The organism is Streptomyces sp. NBC_00370, assembly GCF_036084755.1.
In the GTDB taxonomy this organism is placed as follows: Bacteria; Actinomycetota; Actinomycetes; order Streptomycetales; family Streptomycetaceae; genus Streptomyces.
In genome coordinates this window covers 3,953,317-3,970,073 of the sequence record NZ_CP107968.1, presented here as the reverse complement: position 1 = coordinate 3,970,073, position 16,757 = coordinate 3,953,317, and the positions used below count along the sequence as shown (strand labels likewise).

Annotated in this window: 10 protein-coding genes; 6 read left to right on the top strand and 4 right to left on the bottom strand. The window is 72.0% G+C overall.

Going from position 1 to position 16,757, the window contains the following annotated elements:
- Positions 1-19: 19 nt before the first annotated feature.
- Entirely contained in the window at positions 20-3,058 is a 3,039-nt protein-coding gene (locus OHS57_RS17660; protein ID WP_328582589.1) for an AfsR/SARP family transcriptional regulator, read from the bottom strand.
- A 222-nt stretch (positions 3,059-3,280) separates the two neighbouring features.
- Between OHS57_RS17660 and OHS57_RS17655 the strand changes: the two genes are divergently transcribed.
- Positions 3,281-4,723 (top strand): hypothetical protein, encoded by a 1,443-nt coding sequence (locus OHS57_RS17655; RefSeq protein WP_328582588.1) that lies wholly within the window; start codon positions 3,281-3,283, stop codon positions 4,721-4,723.
- A gap of 48 nt (positions 4,724-4,771) precedes the next feature.
- Here OHS57_RS17655 and OHS57_RS17650 read toward each other — a convergent pair whose 3' ends face one another.
- Positions 4,772-5,407 carry a hypothetical protein gene (locus OHS57_RS17650; RefSeq protein WP_041987900.1) on the bottom strand — a complete coding sequence of 212 codons (636 nt, stop codon included), beginning with the start codon at positions 5,405-5,407 and terminating at the stop codon, positions 4,772-4,774.
- 182 nt (positions 5,408-5,589) lie between these two features.
- On the opposite strand from OHS57_RS17650, the gene OHS57_RS17645 reads away from it, so the two are divergent.
- Positions 5,590-9,396, top strand: a complete 3,807-nt coding sequence (locus tag OHS57_RS17645; RefSeq protein WP_328582587.1) for a S8 family peptidase — start codon at positions 5,590-5,592, stop codon at positions 9,394-9,396.
- A 160-nt stretch (positions 9,397-9,556) separates the two neighbouring features.
- On the opposite strand, the gene OHS57_RS17640 is transcribed toward OHS57_RS17645, so the two are convergent.
- Positions 9,557-11,557 carry a serine/threonine-protein kinase gene (locus OHS57_RS17640; RefSeq protein ID WP_328582586.1) on the bottom strand — a complete coding sequence of 667 codons (2,001 nt, stop codon included), beginning with the start codon at positions 11,555-11,557 and terminating at the stop codon, positions 9,557-9,559.
- A gap of 164 nt (positions 11,558-11,721) precedes the next feature.
- Positions 11,722-12,360: an HD domain-containing protein gene (locus OHS57_RS17635; protein WP_328582585.1), complete on the bottom strand. Its 639-nt coding sequence runs from the start codon at positions 12,358-12,360 to the stop codon at positions 11,722-11,724.
- Between the two features lie 145 nt (positions 12,361-12,505).
- Here OHS57_RS17635 and OHS57_RS17630 point away from each other — a divergent pair, with 145 nt between their 5' ends.
- The 4 genes from OHS57_RS17630 (at position 12,506) to OHS57_RS17615 (ending at position 16,749) form a co-directional block, all read left to right on the top strand.
- A complete protein-coding gene (locus OHS57_RS17630) occupies positions 12,506-13,519 on the top strand; it encodes a GlxA family transcriptional regulator (protein ID WP_041987909.1) in 1,014 nt (337 codons plus the stop codon).
- Between the two features lie 114 nt (positions 13,520-13,633).
- Positions 13,634-15,016: an aspartate aminotransferase family protein gene (locus OHS57_RS17625; protein WP_328582584.1), complete on the top strand. Its 1,383-nt coding sequence runs from the start codon at positions 13,634-13,636 to the stop codon at positions 15,014-15,016.
- A gap of 138 nt (positions 15,017-15,154) precedes the next feature.
- Positions 15,155-15,886 (top strand): GntR family transcriptional regulator, encoded by a 732-nt coding sequence (locus OHS57_RS17620; protein ID WP_328582583.1) that lies wholly within the window; start codon positions 15,155-15,157, stop codon positions 15,884-15,886.
- A gap of 212 nt (positions 15,887-16,098) precedes the next feature.
- The gene (locus OHS57_RS17615; RefSeq protein WP_041987917.1) at positions 16,099-16,749 is read left to right on the top strand and encodes a hypothetical protein; all 651 of its coding nucleotides are present in this window, start codon (positions 16,099-16,101) and stop codon (positions 16,747-16,749) included.
- Positions 16,750-16,757 lie beyond the last annotated feature (8 nt).

The following is a 16,757-nucleotide window of genomic DNA, read 5'->3' as shown; positions in this document are numbered from 1 at the left end:
CGGTAAAGGGGAAATCATGTCAGGCGGTCCGTCGATGCGCTGCGCTCCTGGCGCGCGCTTCGGGCGGTCCGTCCACCGCGCCGGACCCGCCGGCCGCATCGGTGTGACCGTTTGTGCGGCCGACGTGACCGTTTACCACGCCCACGGGCCCGTTTGCCGGGTCCGTGGAGCCGTCCGCCGTTGTGCTCTCCCGCGTTGTGTTCGCCAGCCGGCCGAGCCGTTCGCGGACCTGTTCGGCGTCCGGGTGGTTGAAGTCCGCGAAGATCGCGAGCGCTTGGCGCCAGCTCACCCGCGCGGCCTCCGGCTGGTCGGCCTCCAGATGGACGTCGCCGAGATGGCCCAGCGTATGACCCTCGCCCCACCGGTTGCCGACGGCCCGGTGGGTGGCGAGCGCCTGCTCGTAGAACGCCATCGACTCGTCGTACCGGCCGAGCTTGCGGTGGATCGTGCCGAGGATGTCGAGCGCGACGCCCTCCACCCAGCTGTTACCGCTGTCGCGCAGGATGGTCAGCGACTGCTCCATGCACTCCAGGGCCTCGTCGAACCTGCCGAGCCCCTGGTAGGCGTCGCCCAGGTTGCTCAGCAGGATCCCCTCGCCCCAGACGGTGCCGACGGCCCGCTCGATGACCAGGCCACGACGGGTGTACTCCAGCGCCTTGGCGAACTGCCCGGTCTGCAGGTAGACGTCGCCGAGGTTGGCCACGGCAGAGCCGCGGCCGTCCGCGTCCCCCAGCTCCCGGTAGGCGATCATCGCCTGCCACAGATGGTCGATGGCCTCGTCGAGCCGGCCCGCGCTGCGCAGCGCGGCGGCCATGTCCGCGAGGGCCTGCGCCTCGCCCCAGCGGTGCTGGGCGGCGCGGGCGGCGGCGAGTCCGACGGCCGCGGTGTCGACCCAGTCGTGCAGATGGCTGCGGAGGTAGAAGAAACCCCACAGGACGGCGGGCAGCCGCCATGCGATGCCCGGGTGCCCGGACGTGGCGGCCTGGTTCACCGCGGTGACCAGATTGGCCCGCTCGGTCTCGCACCAGTCCAGCGCCTGCTCGTGCGTGCTGAACTCCAGCGGCAGGCACGACGCGGGCAGGGGTTCGAGCCGGATCCGGCGGCGGCGCGGTGTGATGTACGTGTACGCCGCGTCGGCGGTGTGCAGATACCAGGCGAGCAGCCGCTCGACGGCCCGGTCCCGCTCCTGCGGCTCCTCCTCCGCGCCGACGCGTTCGGTGGCGTAGACACGGAGCAGGTCGTGGAGTGTGTAGCGGCCGGGGAAGTGCTCGGTGAGCAGATGGGCACGGGTCAACTCGCCCAGCAGGGCGCGGGTTTCGCGCAGCGGGAGCCCGGCGAGCGCGGCGGCGGCCGGCGAGGAGATGTCGGGGCCGGAGTGCAGGCCCAGCAGCCGGAACAGCCGCGCCGCCGGGTCCGACAGCGCTTTGTACGACCAGGAGAAGACGGCCCGTACGTCGGTGGTGAGGTCGTCGCCGCCCGCGAAGGCGTCGAGGCTGCCGTTGCTGTCGCGCAGTTCCTCGGCGATGGCGCTGAGCGGGAAGCCGGGGTACGCGGCCGCGTGGGCGGCGACGATGGCGAGGGCCAGCGGCAGCCGGGCGCAGCGCACGATGATCTCGTCGGCCGCCTGCGGCTCGGCCGCCAGCCGTCCGGTGCCGAGGCGGCGCGCCAGCAGGTCGTGCGCCTCGGCGGGTGTCAGCTGGTCCAGCGTCAGCGGATGGGCGCCCTCACCGGCGATCAGGCCGGTGAGCTGGTTGCGGCTGGTGACGATGACCACGCAGCCGGGGGAGCCCGGCAGCAGCGGGCGGACCTGGTCGGTGTCGCGCGCGTTGTCGAGGAGGACCAGCACCCGGCGGTCGACGAGCATGCTGCGGTACAGCGCAGCCTGGGCCGCGAGTCCCGCCGGGATGCGCATCGGGGGGACCCCGAGCGCGTCGAGGAAGGTACGGATGGCCTCGTCCGGTGTCACGACCGAGCCGGTCGGGTCGAAGCCGCGGAGGTTGATGTAGAGCTGCCCGTCGGGGAAGCGGCCGGCGATCTCATGGGCCCAGTGCACGGCCAGGGTGGTCTTGCCGATGCCCGCCATGCCGCCGATGGCACTGATCACCACCGTCGTCGGTGCGTGCCCGTTCCTCGGCAACAAGGCGCGCGTGCGGTCGAGTTCGGTGTGTCGGCCCGCGAAGGTGGGCAGGTCGGCGGGGAGTTGGGCAGGCCTCGCGGGCTGCGGCACCACCGGGCCTTCGGGTTCGTCCGGCGGGTCGGAGCGCCGTGGCGGTCCGGGGACGAGAGAGGCGTCGGCGGTGAGTATGCGGTCGTGCATCTCCCGCAGCGCCGCGCCGGGTTCGATGCCCAGCTCGGCGATCAGGGTGCGCCGGGTGCTGCGGTAGACGGCAAGGGCCTCGGCCTGTCTGCCGGACCGGTACAGCGCCAGCATGAGCAGTTGGCACTGCTGTTCCCGCAGGGGGTACTGGCCGGTGAGCGAGATCAGTTCGGCGATCACCTCTTCGTGGCGGCCGAGTTCGACGTCGACGTCCAACCGGGTCTCCAGTGCGGTCAGCCGCTCCTCGCTCAGCCAGGAACGCTCCGACTCGGCCATCGGACCCGGGACTCCGGCGAGCGCGGGGCCCTGCCATCCGGCGAGCGCGGTGTGCAGCAGTTCGCCTGCCTCGGTCAGCTCGCCGGCGGCACGGAGCTTCTTCGCCGCTGTGACCTGTTGCTCGAACACGGCCAGATCCAGGCACTCTTCGGGGAACCTGGCGAGATAGCCGTCGCCGACGGAGACGATCATCCGCGGGGTGTCGGCCGCTTCCCTGCCGGCCTCCAGAACCTTGCGCAGCCGCGACACGTACGTACGCAGGACGGACACGGCCGCCGCCGGGCGTTCCTCGCCCCAGACGGCGTCGAGGAGTTCTTCGAGAGTGGCGGGTCGTCCTCTGCGTAACAGCAGTGCCACCAGCACGGCTCGCTGCTGGGGCGAGCCGAGGTCCAGCTCTCGTTCACCGCGCCACGCCCGGACCGGCCCCAGCACGGCGAAGCGTACGGAATTCGTATAGGCGTTCACATCGCGGACTCTACTGAGCGCGGAGAGCCCCTCGCACCGCCTTGACGGAATGTCTAGTTCCGTCCCCGGTGATCGTTACCGGGCCGCCATGTCCCCGACATCTTCGGGCTCGCGGTCCCGGAATTGAACCGTTCCCGCGCGGTGTGCGTTGCGGTACGCAGGGTTCGCCGTGTGCGGACCCAACCGGGCCGAGCGGCCCTTGTCCCAAGGAAAGGGGTGCGTATGAGCGAGGGTGAAGAGACGGACGAGCCGAGCACAGGAGGCGACCGCTCCGTACCCGCGGCACCACAGCCGTTGCCCCATTTCGCCGTGGTCATCACCGGCGACGGCTCCGCCGCGATCGACGGCGAACCAGTGGAGGCGGCGGAGGGCGAGGCGGTCGACGCCGCGATCCTCGACACACTGCACCGCAACGCACGCGACCGTGACACACCCGTGACGGCGGCCATCTCCGATCCCTCCGCGGGGTACGTGGCGTACGTCGAGGTCACCCCCGACGGTTCGAGCAGGCTGCTGGACCAGCAGGAACCGACCGAGGCGCAGGAAGAACAGCCGGCGCCGGAACCGGCGCCCGTACCTGTCGAACAGGCCCTGCCCGCACCGGAACCGGTGCCGTTGCCCGTCGAGGACGACCTCGTGGACGACGATTTCGGACCTGCCGACGACTTCGCTCACCAACATGAAGAAGAAGAGGAGGAGGAAGAGGACGAGGACGACCGAAACGAACTGCCACTGGCCGCCGGTGCAGGGGCCGGTGCCGGGTCGGCCGGCGGGCCGCCTCCGATGATCATCCGTAGAAACGACTCGCGTCAGTCGGACGACGAGTACAAGTCGCCCGGCCTGCTCAACCGGCCCTTCTTCGTCGGTCCCGTGGCACTCCTCGTGGCCGCCCTCGTCATCATTCCGCTGGTCATGCTGGGCAGCGGCGGCGGGGACGAGAAGCAGAGCGCCCGTTCCAGCAGTGCGACGAGCGACATCCCCAGCAAGAAGCCGAGACCGACCCACTCCGTCAGCCCGATCATGGTGCCGCCGGAGCCCAGCACCTCACCCTCGCCCTCGGCCAAGCCGAAGCCGAAGCCGAAGCACAAGAAGGTGGACACGGAGAAGACAGGCGCCGGCGTCGTCACCATCACGGCGCGACCCCCGCAGGCCACGGCGACCGTGACGGCGAAGCCGAAGCAGGACACCGCAGCCACGGCCGTCAACCGCCTTGCCAAGAACGACCCTTCGGGCCGGCACATCTGCTACCGCGCGTACGTCTCTGGACAGGGCTGGCAGAAGCCCGTCTGCGACGGCACGATGGCGGGCACCTCCGGCCGGAACCTGGCCATCAAGGCCGTCAACATCGCGGTCCACGGCGTCGGTGGCTCGGGCGCCAACGCCTTCGTCCACAACCCCAAGTCGACCGACGGCAACGGCCAGTGGAAGACGCCGTGGTCGCCGGTCACCGAGGGCAAGGACCTCTACATCGGCAGCTCGAAGCGGGGCGCGCCGAACATGTCGGGCTTCGCCATCAACGTCGGCTCCGGCCAGGTCTGCCAGGTGGCTCGTCTTCACAACGCCGAGTGGGGCGGCTTCGGTTGCGCCGACCCTCGGCCCAACTACATCTTCGGCGGCACGCTGCGCAACGACACGTACCTGGAAGCTGTGAAGTTCTCGGTCTAGTTCGCGGTGTGAGTGAAGGCCCTGTCCGGCGCGGAAGCCGGGCAGGGCCTATGTCGTCCCGTCCGCCAGCGCGATGATCTGCCCGGACAGCTCGGTCAGTGCCGGGTCGCGCCGTGCCGCCGCCCTCGCGAGGCGGGTGATGTCCGCCGCCCAGTCGCCGGTGGCCCTGTCGTCCTCGTCGATCCGGGCGAAGCCCCGGTCCAGCAGGCCGCGCGCGTCGTCGGGCCTGCGGCGGCCCACCGCCTTGACCGCGCCGAGCGCGTTCGCGAGCGCGCTCGCCGGCCGGGACCACTCGCCCTCCCCGGCCCGCGCCGCCGGGTTGTCCGCGTCGTAGTCCGCCTCGTCCGCGACCGACTCGGCCCGTACGGAGAGGTCGAGCCGCCAGAACAGCGATACGCCGGCGAAGCGGACGAACAACAGGCGCCTGCGGTCCGAGTGGTGGAACTCCGGGTCGCTGCGCACGGCCGCGACCGGCTGCACACGCGCCAGCGTCTCCGGCGCCGCGGTCACACTCGCCAGGAAGCGCGCGTCGGGCACGACCCACTCGACGTCGATGTCGCTGAAGGCGTCGGCGGTGCCGGCCGCGAGCGAGCCGAGCAGGGTCGCCCGCGAGCCGGGGCAGGCCGCCTCCAGCGTGCCCAGCACCGCTGCCGCCAGGGCCGCACGGTCCTTCCATGCCACCATATCGATCCTCCTACCAGCCGTTCCCCGTCTCCGTGGCGGGATGTGGCCACGGCGCAAACCCGCCAGCGACATCATCCCCGTCCTCCCCACCGCTCTGGGAGTGTGGCGCCACCGCAGCACCAACAGCGCCCGGCCGTACGGCCTCTGTGCCGTTTTGCCGATTCACTTGGGGAGCAACATCGATGCGCCTGATATCGCGAACGGCCCTGGGGGCGGCGGCTGCCGCAGTTCTGGCCGTCACCGCGGTCGCGCCGTCCGTGGCCACACCACGGGCCGGCGTGAGCGACGGGACCGGAAAGAGCAGCGAGACGGGCAAGAGACCCGTCGTCGGCAGCGCGGCAGCGCAGCGCAAGAGCGGGCAGAGCCACACCGTCACCCTGGTCACCGGCGACAAGGTACGGGTCAGCGAGGACAGTTCGGGCCGCGGCAGCGCCACCGTACTGCCCCGCGAGGACGGCACACAGCCGCTCGTGCAGACCCGGCAGAGCGGTGACGACCTCTACGTCTACCCGGAGGGCGCGGCTGCCGCCATCGCGTCCGGCAGGGTGGACGACGAACTCTTCAACGTCACCGGGCTGATCCGCCAGGGGTACGACGACGCGCACGCCACGTCGATCCCGCTCATCGCCACGTACGACACGCCCGCCGGGTCCGTCGCACGCGAGCTGCCCGTGACCCCCCGTGGCGCCCGGCGCGGGGTCGTCCTCGACGCGATCGGCGGGGTGGCGCTCAAGGCGGACAAGACCAAGGCGGCCGACTTCTGGGCCGATGTCACCTCGCCCCGCAACCGGGCCGCGTCCCAGCTCAAGAAGGTGTGGCTCGACGGCCAGGTCACCTCGCTGATGGACCAGTCGGCCAAGCAGGTCAACGCGCCGCAGGCGTGGGCGGCGGGTTACGACGGCAAGGGGACGAAGGTCGCCGTGCTCGACACCGGCGCCGACCTCGAACACCCCGACCTCCAGGGCCGGGTCGCCGCGACCGAGAACTTCACCGACTCGGACACCGTCGAGGACCGGCAGGGCCACGGCACCCACACCGCCTCCACGGTGGGCGGCTCGGGCGCGGCCAGCGACGGCAAGGAGAAGGGCGTCGCGCCCGGCACCGACCTGATGATCGGCAAGGTGCTGAACGACAGCGGCTCAGGTCTTGAGTCCTGGATCATCGCGGGTATGCAGTGGGCCGTCGACCAGAAGGCCGACGTCGTCTCCATGAGCCTCGGTGACCCCGGACTGCTCGACTGCACCGACCCGATGAGCCAGGCGACCGAGGAACTCGCCCACAGCAAGGACACGTTGTTCGTCATCGCCGCGGGCAACGCGGGTCCTGGCAACAACACCGTCTCCTCGCCCGGCTGCGCCCCCAGCGTGCTGACCGTCGGCGCCGTCGACAGTGCGGACGCCACCGCCTCGTTCTCCAGCCGGGGCCCGGTCCTGGACGCGCACACCCTCAAGCCCGAGATCGCGGCGCCGGGCGTCGACATCCTGGCCGCCAACATGGGCGGGCGCGGGGTGTACGCGTACCGGACCATGTCCGGCACGTCGATGGCCACCCCGCACGTCGCGGGCGCCGCGGCGATCCTCAAGGAGCGGCACCCCGACTGGAGCGCCCAGCAGCTCAAGGCGGCGCTCGTCTCGTCGGCGCAGACCGACATCCCCGGCGACGTCCGGGAGACCGGCGGCGGCCGGCTCGACGTCAAGGCGGCGATCGGCCAGAGCGTCGTCGGCGCGCCCGCGATCCAGGGCGGCAGCTTCAACTGGCCGCAGGACAAGAGCGACCGCACCAGCGTCGACGTCCCGTACACCAACTTCACCGGTAAGCCGGTGAAGTTGAACCTCTCCGTCGGGCGGGTCACCGGCAACGACGGCACCACGGTCCGGTCCGCCGTCGCCAAGCTCGGCAAGAGCAGCGTCACCGTCCCGGCAGGCGCCACCGTCAAGGTGCCGCTGGCCGTCGACCCGGTGGCGCGACTGGCCAACGGCCAGTACGGCGACGTCACAGGCCGGGTCCTGGCGACCGGCGCAGGCGGTGTCAGCGTCTCGACGCCGTTCGCGCTGTACGTACAGCCGACGACCGTCACCCTGCGGGTCAAGCTCGTCGACCGCACCGGCAAGCCGGCCGCGGGCTCCTCCTCGCTCGACGTGATCGGCACGGACACCGCGACGGGTGAGAGCCGCTTCAACGAGGGCGCCACCGACCAGGTGTTCCACCTGCGCCCCGGCGCCTACTTCCTGTCCTCCTTCGTCGTCTCGCCCGACACCACCGACGCGACCGGGCAGCAGGTCGGTTCGGTCAGCTATCTCGGCCGCCCGCAGTTCGACCTGAAGCGCGACACCACCCTCGTCCTGGACGCCAGGAAGGCGCACCGCATCTCGGTCCGTACGGACCGGCCGAGCGAGGTCCGCACGACCACCCTCAACTTCGCCCGCAGCTGGGACAACCAGTGGCTGCACGCCGGATCGGTGTCCGGCGGCCGGCTCGTCAAGGACTACTACGCGGACGTCCAGGACCCCGCCAAGGACGGCGAGTTCGAGTTCGGCAGCTACTGGCGCGCGTACGCGCCGCAGTTCCAGAAGCTGACGGCGGTCGGCGGTCCCGAGCTGCACCCGGTGACCGCGAGCGTCGGCTCGGACAACCTCGACGGTACGGGCGAGGCCCAGCTCGTCGACGCGGGCAAGGGCACCCCGGCCGAGCTGACGGCCGCCGGAGTACGGGGCAAGATCGCGCTCGTCGAGGTCCCGGACGACGGCGCCCTCGGCGACGTGGGCACCGACGCCCTGGCCGCCGGTGCGAAGGCGGTCGTCATGCACCGCCCGTCCGCCGGGCGCTGGCAGCCCGCGTACGGCTTCGCCGGCGGCCCGCTGCCGACCGTCGCCGTCGAGGCGGCGGAGGCGAAGGCGCTCGAAGCGAAGCTGGCCGCGGGCCAGGTGACCCTGCGCTGGAAGGCGACGGCCACGAGCCCGTACGTCTACAACCTGGGCTTCCCCGAGGACGGCACGATCGGCTCCGACCGTACATACCACGTGCGCGACGGGCAGCTCGGCCGCAACGACTCCACCTACAACTCCATGGGCGTGGCGGCCGACTTCATCGACGGCGTCGGCGCGTACCGTCCGTCAGGCAGCGGACTGATCAGCGTCTCGGGCATCGACCTGGTCGCCATGCCGTCGACCCGCGCCGAGTACTACACGGGCGACGGCACGACCTGGGACCACTTCGTCTCGTCCAGCTTCCCGTTCGGCGAGTACATGATGTCGCCGGCCAGGGCCTACCAGCCCGGCAAGAAGGTCAAGGAGAGCTGGTACGACGGAGTGATCGGCCCGAACGCCGGCGTCGACGCGACCGGCGCACCCGCGCTCGCCGCCGAACGTCAGGGAAACCAGATCGGGTTCGCCCCCGCCATGTGGTCCGACACCGAACACACCGCCCAGCCGGGCTCGTTCGGCGACGCGGGATCGCTGCTGCTGCGCCGTAACGGCGAGGACTTCGACAGCAGCGGCTTCCCGAACGGGGTGTTCACCGTCCCGGCGGACGACGCCGAGTACGAACTGATCAGCAACAACACCAAGATCGGCTCGTCGTCGGCCAGTTGGCAGAGGTCGACCGATGTGGTCACCGACTGGACCTTCCGCTCGCACCAGGACGACAGCGCCTTCTCGCAGGGGATCCCGCTGCTCTTCCCGCGGTACGACCTCCCGGCCGACGGGGCGAAGACGCTCCCGGCCAAGGACGGCCTGCGGATCGGTCTCTCGGTCACCGGGCACGCGGGCTACACCCCGGGCGCCGTGGTGTCCGCCGCGCTGTCGTACTCGTACGACGGCGGCAAGACCTGGACGGCCGCCGAGGTCGACCGGCGCAAGGGCGCGTGGACGGCGACGGTGAACCACGCCGGAGCCGACAGCGCGGCGAAGGTCACGCTGCGGACCACTCTGGCCGACGCCAACGGCAACAAGGTCACCCAGACGGTGACCGACGCGTACGGCCTGCGCTAGGCCCGCGCAGAGGGCTGTCGCCCCTCGAACGCCGCCCCGCTCCCGGGACTCCGCGATGTCTCCGGGACCGGGGCGGTCCCATGTCGCATCCCATGTCACCTGTCACCTGTCACCTGTCACCTGTCACCTGTCACCTGTCGCCTTCAGGCCACGGCCCGGCTCAGTTGCCCTTCGTGTACGTCAGCGCCTCTCCCGTGGTCGTCACGCGCTGGAGGTCGCCGTTGCCGAGGATCGTCAGCGTCGTGGGCGCACCGGGCGTGCACGAGGACATCGGTTCGCCCTTCGTGACCGTCGAGGAGCCGATCTGGAGGGGAGCGTCCGAGGCCGGGGCGGACGAGAGCGGCGCCTGGAAGACGCAGTGGTACGAACCGCCGCCCTCCGTCGGCCCGTCCGCCGTGAGGGTCAGGACGGTGTCCCCCACCTTGCCCTGCTCGATGGTGAGTTGACGCGCGCTGAAGCCGGTCGGGGTGTTGACCCCGCCCTTCCAGCTCCCCACGAACTTCGTCGGTACGTCCCCGTCCTTCGGCGACGCCGAGTCCGAGGAGGACGGCGAGGACGTCGGCGGGGCGGGGGAGTCCTTCTCCGGCTGCTTCGGGTCGGCCGACGCCGCCACCGTCGTGTCCTTGTCGTCCTTCGAACTGCCGCTACCCATGAACGCGTACACGGACCCGCCGGCCCCGAGCGCCACGACCAGCGCGACGGCGATCAGCACGACGGTGCTTCGGGTGCTGCGCCGCTCGGGCTCGGGCTCGGGGAACGGCGCCTGCGTCCGGCCGTACGGCGGCGGGGGCGGGATCGTGCCGTACGGGGGCGGGGGCGGCGTCTGCTGCCCGTAGCCCGGCTGGGGATAGCCGTACGCGGGGGCAGGGCCGGGGCCCGCCTGCGGGTAGCCGTAGCCGTACGGCGGGGGAGGGGCGATCGGGCCGAACTCCGCGGCGGGAGCGGGTGTCGGCGTCGGTGCGGGTGCGGGCGTGGGCGCGGGCGCCTGGACGGGGATGACCGTCGTCGAGTCGTCCTCCGCCGGTCCTGCCTGCGACGCGCCGGGCGCGGGTGGCGCGGGTGGCGCCGATACGGGCACCTCGTCGGACGGGGAAGCGTCCGGAGCCGGTGCGACGGGGGACGGGGCCGGTGTCGCTGCGGCCTCGATCGCGCCGAGCGCGGGCGCCTTCGCCAGCCGGGCGAGGCCCTGCGGCCGGCGCGCGTACGACGTCGGGTCCTCGTACTCCAGCAACTCCACCGCGTGCTGGCCCAGTTGGGCCAGGAGCGCGCCCGGCAGCCACGGTTCACCGCTGGGCCCGGCACCGGAGTCCTCGGCCTCGCCCACCCGGGCCAGGATGTCCCGCGTGGTCGGCCGCGCCGCCGGGTCCTTCTGGAGACAGGCCCTGACCACCGTCCCCAGGCCTTCGGGGAGTTGGGAGGTGTCCGGCTCCTCCTGGGCTATCCGGAACATCAGTGCGTGCGGGCTGCTGTCGGCGGCGCCGAACGCCAGCCGGCCGGTGGCCGCGTAGGCGAGGACGGAGCCGAGCGAGAACACGTCGCTGGCGGCCGTCAGCCGGTCCCCGCGCACCTGTTCGGGTGACATGAAGCCCGGGGAGCCCACCGTCGCGCCCGTCAGGGTCAGCCCGGTGGTCGTGGTGGACTCCAGGGCCCTGGCTATGCCGAAGTCGATGACGCGCGGCCCGTCGATCGTCACCATCACGTTGGACGGCTTCAGATCGCGGTGGATGAGCCCGGCGGCGTGGATGTCCTGGAGGGCGTGCGCGAGACCGGAGGCGAGTATGCGCACGGACCGCTCCGGCAGCGGCCCGTGGGTGCCCGCCCCGGGGCCCAGCGCACCGGGTCTGCGCGTGCCGACGACCGACTGGAGCGAGGGTCCGGCGACGTAACCCGTCGCGAGCCACGGCACCTCGGCCTCCGTGTCGGCGTCCAGCACGGGAGCCGTCCAGGCCCCGCCGACCCGGCGCGCCGACGCCACCTCCTGGCGGAACCGGGCGCGGAACGTCTCCTGTTCGGCCAGCTCCCGCCGTACGAGCTTGACGGCGGCCGTGCGGCCCCTGTCGGAGCGCGCCAGGAAGACCTGACCCATGCCGCCGGCGCCCAGCCGTGCCAGCAGCGTGTAGGCGCCGATGCTCTGTGGATCTTCCGGTGCCAGCTTCTCCATGGCCGAGCGGCCCTCCCGTACCCCGATGTGTCCGACCCGCGAACCCGTACCGATCCGCGGACCCGAACCGGCTTTGTTAGCGAGGAGACTGCCATGTCCCGGGCGCCGGTTCCCCAGGGGCCGTACCGCAAGCCCCCGACCAGCGGCCCGGCCCCCGCCGCACGCTACTCGGGCCAGGCGGAGTTCTCGATCACGTCAACGAAATCCGTCCGTACGAACCCGGGTGAGAAGCGCGCCAGCACATCCGCCTTCACGTTCCCGAAGGCCGTGTCCGGCCGGTGTTCGATGCCCTCGGTGAACGCCCGCAGGATCCGCCGTTTGAAGTCCGGCCGCGGGTGGGCGGCGACCACCGCGTCCCTGACCTCGCCCGGTACGGCGTCGAGCCCCATCCCCAGGACGTCGAACTCCACGCCCGCGGTCACCAGTGCCACCTCGGGCTCCATGTGGGCGGGGATGCCGGGCGTCGTGTGCAGGGCGATCGCCGTCCACACGATCCGTGCGCTGTCCCGTGTCAGGCCGTGCCGCAGCAGGAAGTCCCGCGCCGCGTCGGCGCCGTCCAGTTCGAAGCGCTGCTGGGACGCGCGGTACTCCTCGGTCAGGCCCAGGTCGTGGAACATCGCGCCGATGTAGAGCAGTTCGGGGTCGTACGCCAGGCCCTGCCGCCGGCCCTGGAGCGAGCCGAAGAGGAAGACCCGGCGGGAGTGGTCGTACAGCAGCGGGCTCGTGGTGTCGCGGATCAGCTCGGTCGCCTCGGCGGCGAGGGCGCTGTCGGGGATCTCGATGCCGGCGATGCGCTCGGACATGGCGGGACGTTCCTTTCGCGGGATGCCGGTGCCGCTTCCGGTACCGGCGCTTCTCCCACTCTCGGGCCGCTCACCACCGTCCCGCCATGTCTGTCCGGACCCATATCCCACACATCTGGCCAAGCAAGCGCGTTACCGTCCCCGTATGGAGCGTCCGGAACGCAGAGAGATCGCCGTGCTCGTCTACGAGGGCGTTCGGCTGATGGATGTCGCGGCGCCGCTGGAGGTGTTCGCTACGGCCACGACGGCGCACGGAAGCGGGAGTGGCGGCGGAGGCCGGGGTGGCGGTTACGCCCTGACCGTCTGCTCCCTCGACGGCGGCCCGGTCACCACCTCCACCGGCACCCGGCTGCACGCCGACGCCGCTGCCGCCGATGTCACGGCGCCCCACACCCTGGTCGTCCCCGGCTCCGACGACCTGCCGCACCGGCCGCCGCCCGCCGGTCTCGTCGACGCCGTCACCGCGCTGGCCGGCCGGTCCGCACGTACCGCGTCCGTCTGCACCGGCGCCTTCGCCCTCGCGGCCGCCGGGCTGCTCGACGGCCGGCGCGCCACCACGCACTGGCGGCACGCGGCGACGCTCGCCCGGCGGTTCCCCGCGGTGACGGTCGAGCCGGACGCCATCTTCGTACGGGACGGCGACGGCCGTACGTACACCTCCGCCGGAGTCACCGCGGGCATCGACCTCGCGCTGGCCCTCGTCGAGGCGGACGAGGGCGCGGGGCTCGCCCGCGAGGTCGCCCGCGACCTGGTGGTGTTCCTGCGCCGCCCCGGCGGCCAGTCGCAGTTCTCGGTGGCGGCACGGACCCCGAGCCCGCGCCACGACGCCCTGCGCGTCCTGCTGGCCGAGATCGCCGCCGATCCGGCGGCCGACCACTCGCTGTCCGCGCTCGCGCGACGCGGCGGGCTGAGCCCACGCCATCTGAGCCGGCTGTTCACCGAGCAGATCGGCAGCACACCGGCCGCGTACGTCGAGTCCGTACGGCTGGAGGCGGCGCAGGCGCTGCTGGAGGCGGGCGAGACGGTCACCGGCACCGCGGGACGCAGCGGGCTCGGCAGCGACGAGTCGCTGCGCCGGGTCTTCCTGCGGCAGCTCGGGGTGACGCCGTCGGCGTACCGCTCACGGTTCCGTACGACGCTGCGTACGGCGGGCGGCTGACCCCCGCCGCACCCTCGCGCCCCGCCGCGAGGCGACACCCTGCCCAGGAAAGTGGCGCAGTCCATACACGTTGGCCGTACCGCCCCGGCCTGCGCGTTCCTACCCTTGGCGGCCATGACCCCTCATGTCGCCCCCGACCCGCAGACCGGCGCCCCCGACCCGCAGGCGGGCGCCGCCGTCAAGGCCGCCGACCGCGCGCACGTCTTCCACTCCTGGTCGGCGCAGGAACTGATCGACCCGCTCGCTGTCGCAGGCGCCGAGGGGTCGTACTTCTGGGACTACGACGGCAACCGCTACCTCGACTTCGCCAGCGGTCTCGTCTTCACCAACATCGGCTACCAGCACCCGAAGGTCGTCGCGGCGATCCAGCGGCAGGCGGCCGAGCTGGTCACCTTCGCCCCCGCCTTCGCCGTCGAGGCGCGCTCCGAGGCGGCCCGGCTCATCGCCGCGCACACCCCGGGCGACCTCGACAAGATCTTCTTCACCAACGGCGGCGCCGAGGCCGTCGAGAACGCCGTCCGGATGGCGCGGGTGCACACCGGGCGCCCCAAGGTGCTCTCCGCGTACCGCTCGTACCACGGCTCGACCTCCACAGCGATCAACCTGACCGGCGACCCGCGCCGCTGGGCGTCGGACACCGGCTCGGCGGGCGTGGTGCGCTTCTGGGCGCCGTTCCTCTACCGCTCGCCGTTCTACGCCTCGACGGAGGCGGAGGAGTGCGCACGCGCGCTGGAGCACCTGGAGTCGACGATCGCGTACGAGGGCCCGGCCACCGTCGCCGCGATCGTCCTGGAGACGATCCCCGGCACCGCCGGTGTCATGACCCCGCCGCCCGGCTATCTCGCCGGCGTACGGGAGCTGTGCGACCGGTACGGCATCGTCTTCGTCCTCGACGAGGTGATGGCCGGGTTCGGCCGTACGGGCAAGTGGTTCGCCGCCGACCACTTCGACGTCGTACCCGACCTGCTGACCTTCGCCAAGGGCGTCAACTCCGGCTATGTGCCGCTGGGCGGTGTCGCGATCTCCGGCGAGATCGCGGACACCTTCGCGACCCGTCCGTACCCCGGCGGGCTGACGTATTCCGGCCATCCGCTGGCCTGCGCCGCCGCCGTCGCCACGATCCGGGTGATGGAGGACGAGAAGATCGTCGAGAACGCGGCGCACATCGGCGAGACGGTGCTCGGCCCCGGGCTGCGCGAGCTGGCCGAGCGCCATGTCTCGGTGGGCGAGGTGCGCGGTACGGGCGTGTTCTGGGCCCTGGACCTGGTGCGCGACCGGGAGACGCGCGAGCCGCTGGTGCCGTACAACGCCACGGGCGAGGCGAACGCGCCGATGGCCGCCTTCGCCGCCGCGTGCAAGAAGGGCGGTCTGTGGCCTTTCGTGAACATGAACCGTACGCACGCCGTGCCGCCCTGCAACATCCCCGAGGCGGAGGTGAAGGAGGGTCTCGCGGTCCTGGACGCGGCGCTGACGGTGGCCGACGGACACACCGCGTGACGGCCCGAACGCGTCCGGTGCCGGGGGCCGTTCCGCGGCTCGTCCCGCCGTGTCCTGGGGAGCCCGGTCATGCGGCCACCAGGTCGTAAGGTGTGCGGAGCCGGGTGCCCGGAGCCGTTACGAGGGGACGCACACACCATGCCCGCCAACGGAGCTGTGACCCGCCATACCCTGCGGCAGCAGATCGCGGACGCGCTGCGTGACGAGGTGCTGGCGGGCCGTCTGCTCCCCGGGCAGGAGTTCACGGTCAAGCACATCGCCGAGCAGTACGGCGTGTCGGCGACCCCCGTCAGGGAGGCGCTGGTGGACCTCTCGGCGCAGGGTTTACTCGACTCGGACCAGCATCGCGGCTTCAGCGTCCACCAGTTCTCCGTCGAGGACTTCCGGGGCATGGTCGAGGCGCGCTCGCTGATAGAGGACGGGGTCTTCCGCAAGCTGCGCGGCGACGGGCTCGCGGCCCGCGCGCACGGCGAGCCGCTGGTGGCGGTACGCAGGCGCGGCGAGGAGGCCGCGCGGGCGGCCAGGGCCGGCGATCTGAACGTCCTCATCGGCTACGACCTGCGCTTCTGGCGCGAGCTGAGCGCGCTGGTCGCCAACCGGTACGTCTCCGACTTCCTGCACCGGATGCGCGTCCAGGCGTGGGTGTTCTCCGTGCCGTTCCTGCGGACGGACCCGGACGGCGGCAGCTGGCTGTGGGGCGGGCACGGCGAGCTGGTCGAGGCGGTGACGCTGGGGGACGCGGCGGCGGTACGGGTGGTGCTGGGGAGGTACACCGACCACCTGCTGCGCTGGGCGGACCGGCTGGACGGCGGGGCGACGGGGAGCCCGGACGCGGGCCCAGGCGCGGACCGAGCGGCTGACGGACCTTGATCGCATCCCCGCCCGTGGGGTGCACGCGGCGGGGGTGAACGCGGCGGGGCCTGGGTACCCGCTGTACGGGGCGGTCCGCGGGGCCGGTACCCGTGACTCGCCCGATGCGGGCGACCGGGACTCTTCGCTGAACGTGCCCGTCGCATTACGCTGTCCCGACCATCGCGACCATCGCGCGCACGCGTACGAACCCGTTGGAGAGCGAGCCTCCCTTGGCCTGTGACCTGTGGTTGGTCCCCCTCGTCGATGTGCTGTGCCACAGCCCCGACAACCCCTTCGCCGAAGAGATCGCCGTCTACGACAAGGCCCTGGGCGACGCGGGGCTGCCGTCCGTCCCTGTTTTCGCCTACATGCCGGGCCTGTCGGGGGACGTTGCCCCCGTGGCCGGATTCGACTACGACGCCCTGCACTTCCTGCGGCGCGCGTACTTGCTGCACGTCTGCGGCCTCGCCGTCACGCCCGTGGGCGAACTGGGCGGTGACTACGAGCAGTTGCTGGAGATGTTCGAGTCGACGGCCCAGCAGTCGCATCTCGTCTGGCACTACGACCACGCGGGGGCGTACGTCCCCGTGGACTTCGCCGCGCCCCTGTCCAACGACCAACTGCTTGAGGGCGGCGGCCCGCTGGGTTCGACCCAGGGCCTGCTCCGCGAGCTCGAAACCGTGGCCGCGTCGATCGGCATCGACCCGGCGAACCCTCCGACGCCCCCCGCCCCGCCGGAACGCCCCACCTCGCTGGAGGAGCCGGCGTCCTCGACCCCGTACGACGACAGTCCGTTCGCCCGTGAACGGCACGTGTGGCTGGGGCTGCACGCGGCTGCCACCAGGAGCCTGGGTCAGGGCTCGATGATCATATTCAGCTGACGGAAAGC

Coding starts and splice junctions, on each gene's coding strand:
- OHS57_RS17645 (WP_328582587.1), top strand. CDS start 5,590: ATGCGCCTGATATCGCGAACGGCCCTGGGGGCGGCGGCTGCCGCAGTT.
- OHS57_RS17635 (WP_328582585.1), bottom strand. CDS start 12,360: ATGTCCGAGCGCATCGCCGGCATCGAGATCCCCGACAGCGCCCTCGCC.
- OHS57_RS17655 (WP_328582588.1), top strand. CDS start 3,281: ATGAGCGAGGGTGAAGAGACGGACGAGCCGAGCACAGGAGGCGACCGC.
- OHS57_RS17650 (WP_041987900.1), bottom strand. CDS start 5,407: ATGGTGGCATGGAAGGACCGTGCGGCCCTGGCGGCAGCGGTGCTGGGC.
- OHS57_RS17630 (WP_041987909.1), top strand. CDS start 12,506: ATGGAGCGTCCGGAACGCAGAGAGATCGCCGTGCTCGTCTACGAGGGC.
- OHS57_RS17625 (WP_328582584.1), top strand. CDS start 13,634: ATGACCCCTCATGTCGCCCCCGACCCGCAGACCGGCGCCCCCGACCCG.
- OHS57_RS17620 (WP_328582583.1), top strand. CDS start 15,155: ATGCCCGCCAACGGAGCTGTGACCCGCCATACCCTGCGGCAGCAGATC.
- OHS57_RS17640 (WP_328582586.1), bottom strand. CDS start 11,557: ATGGAGAAGCTGGCACCGGAAGATCCACAGAGCATCGGCGCCTACACG.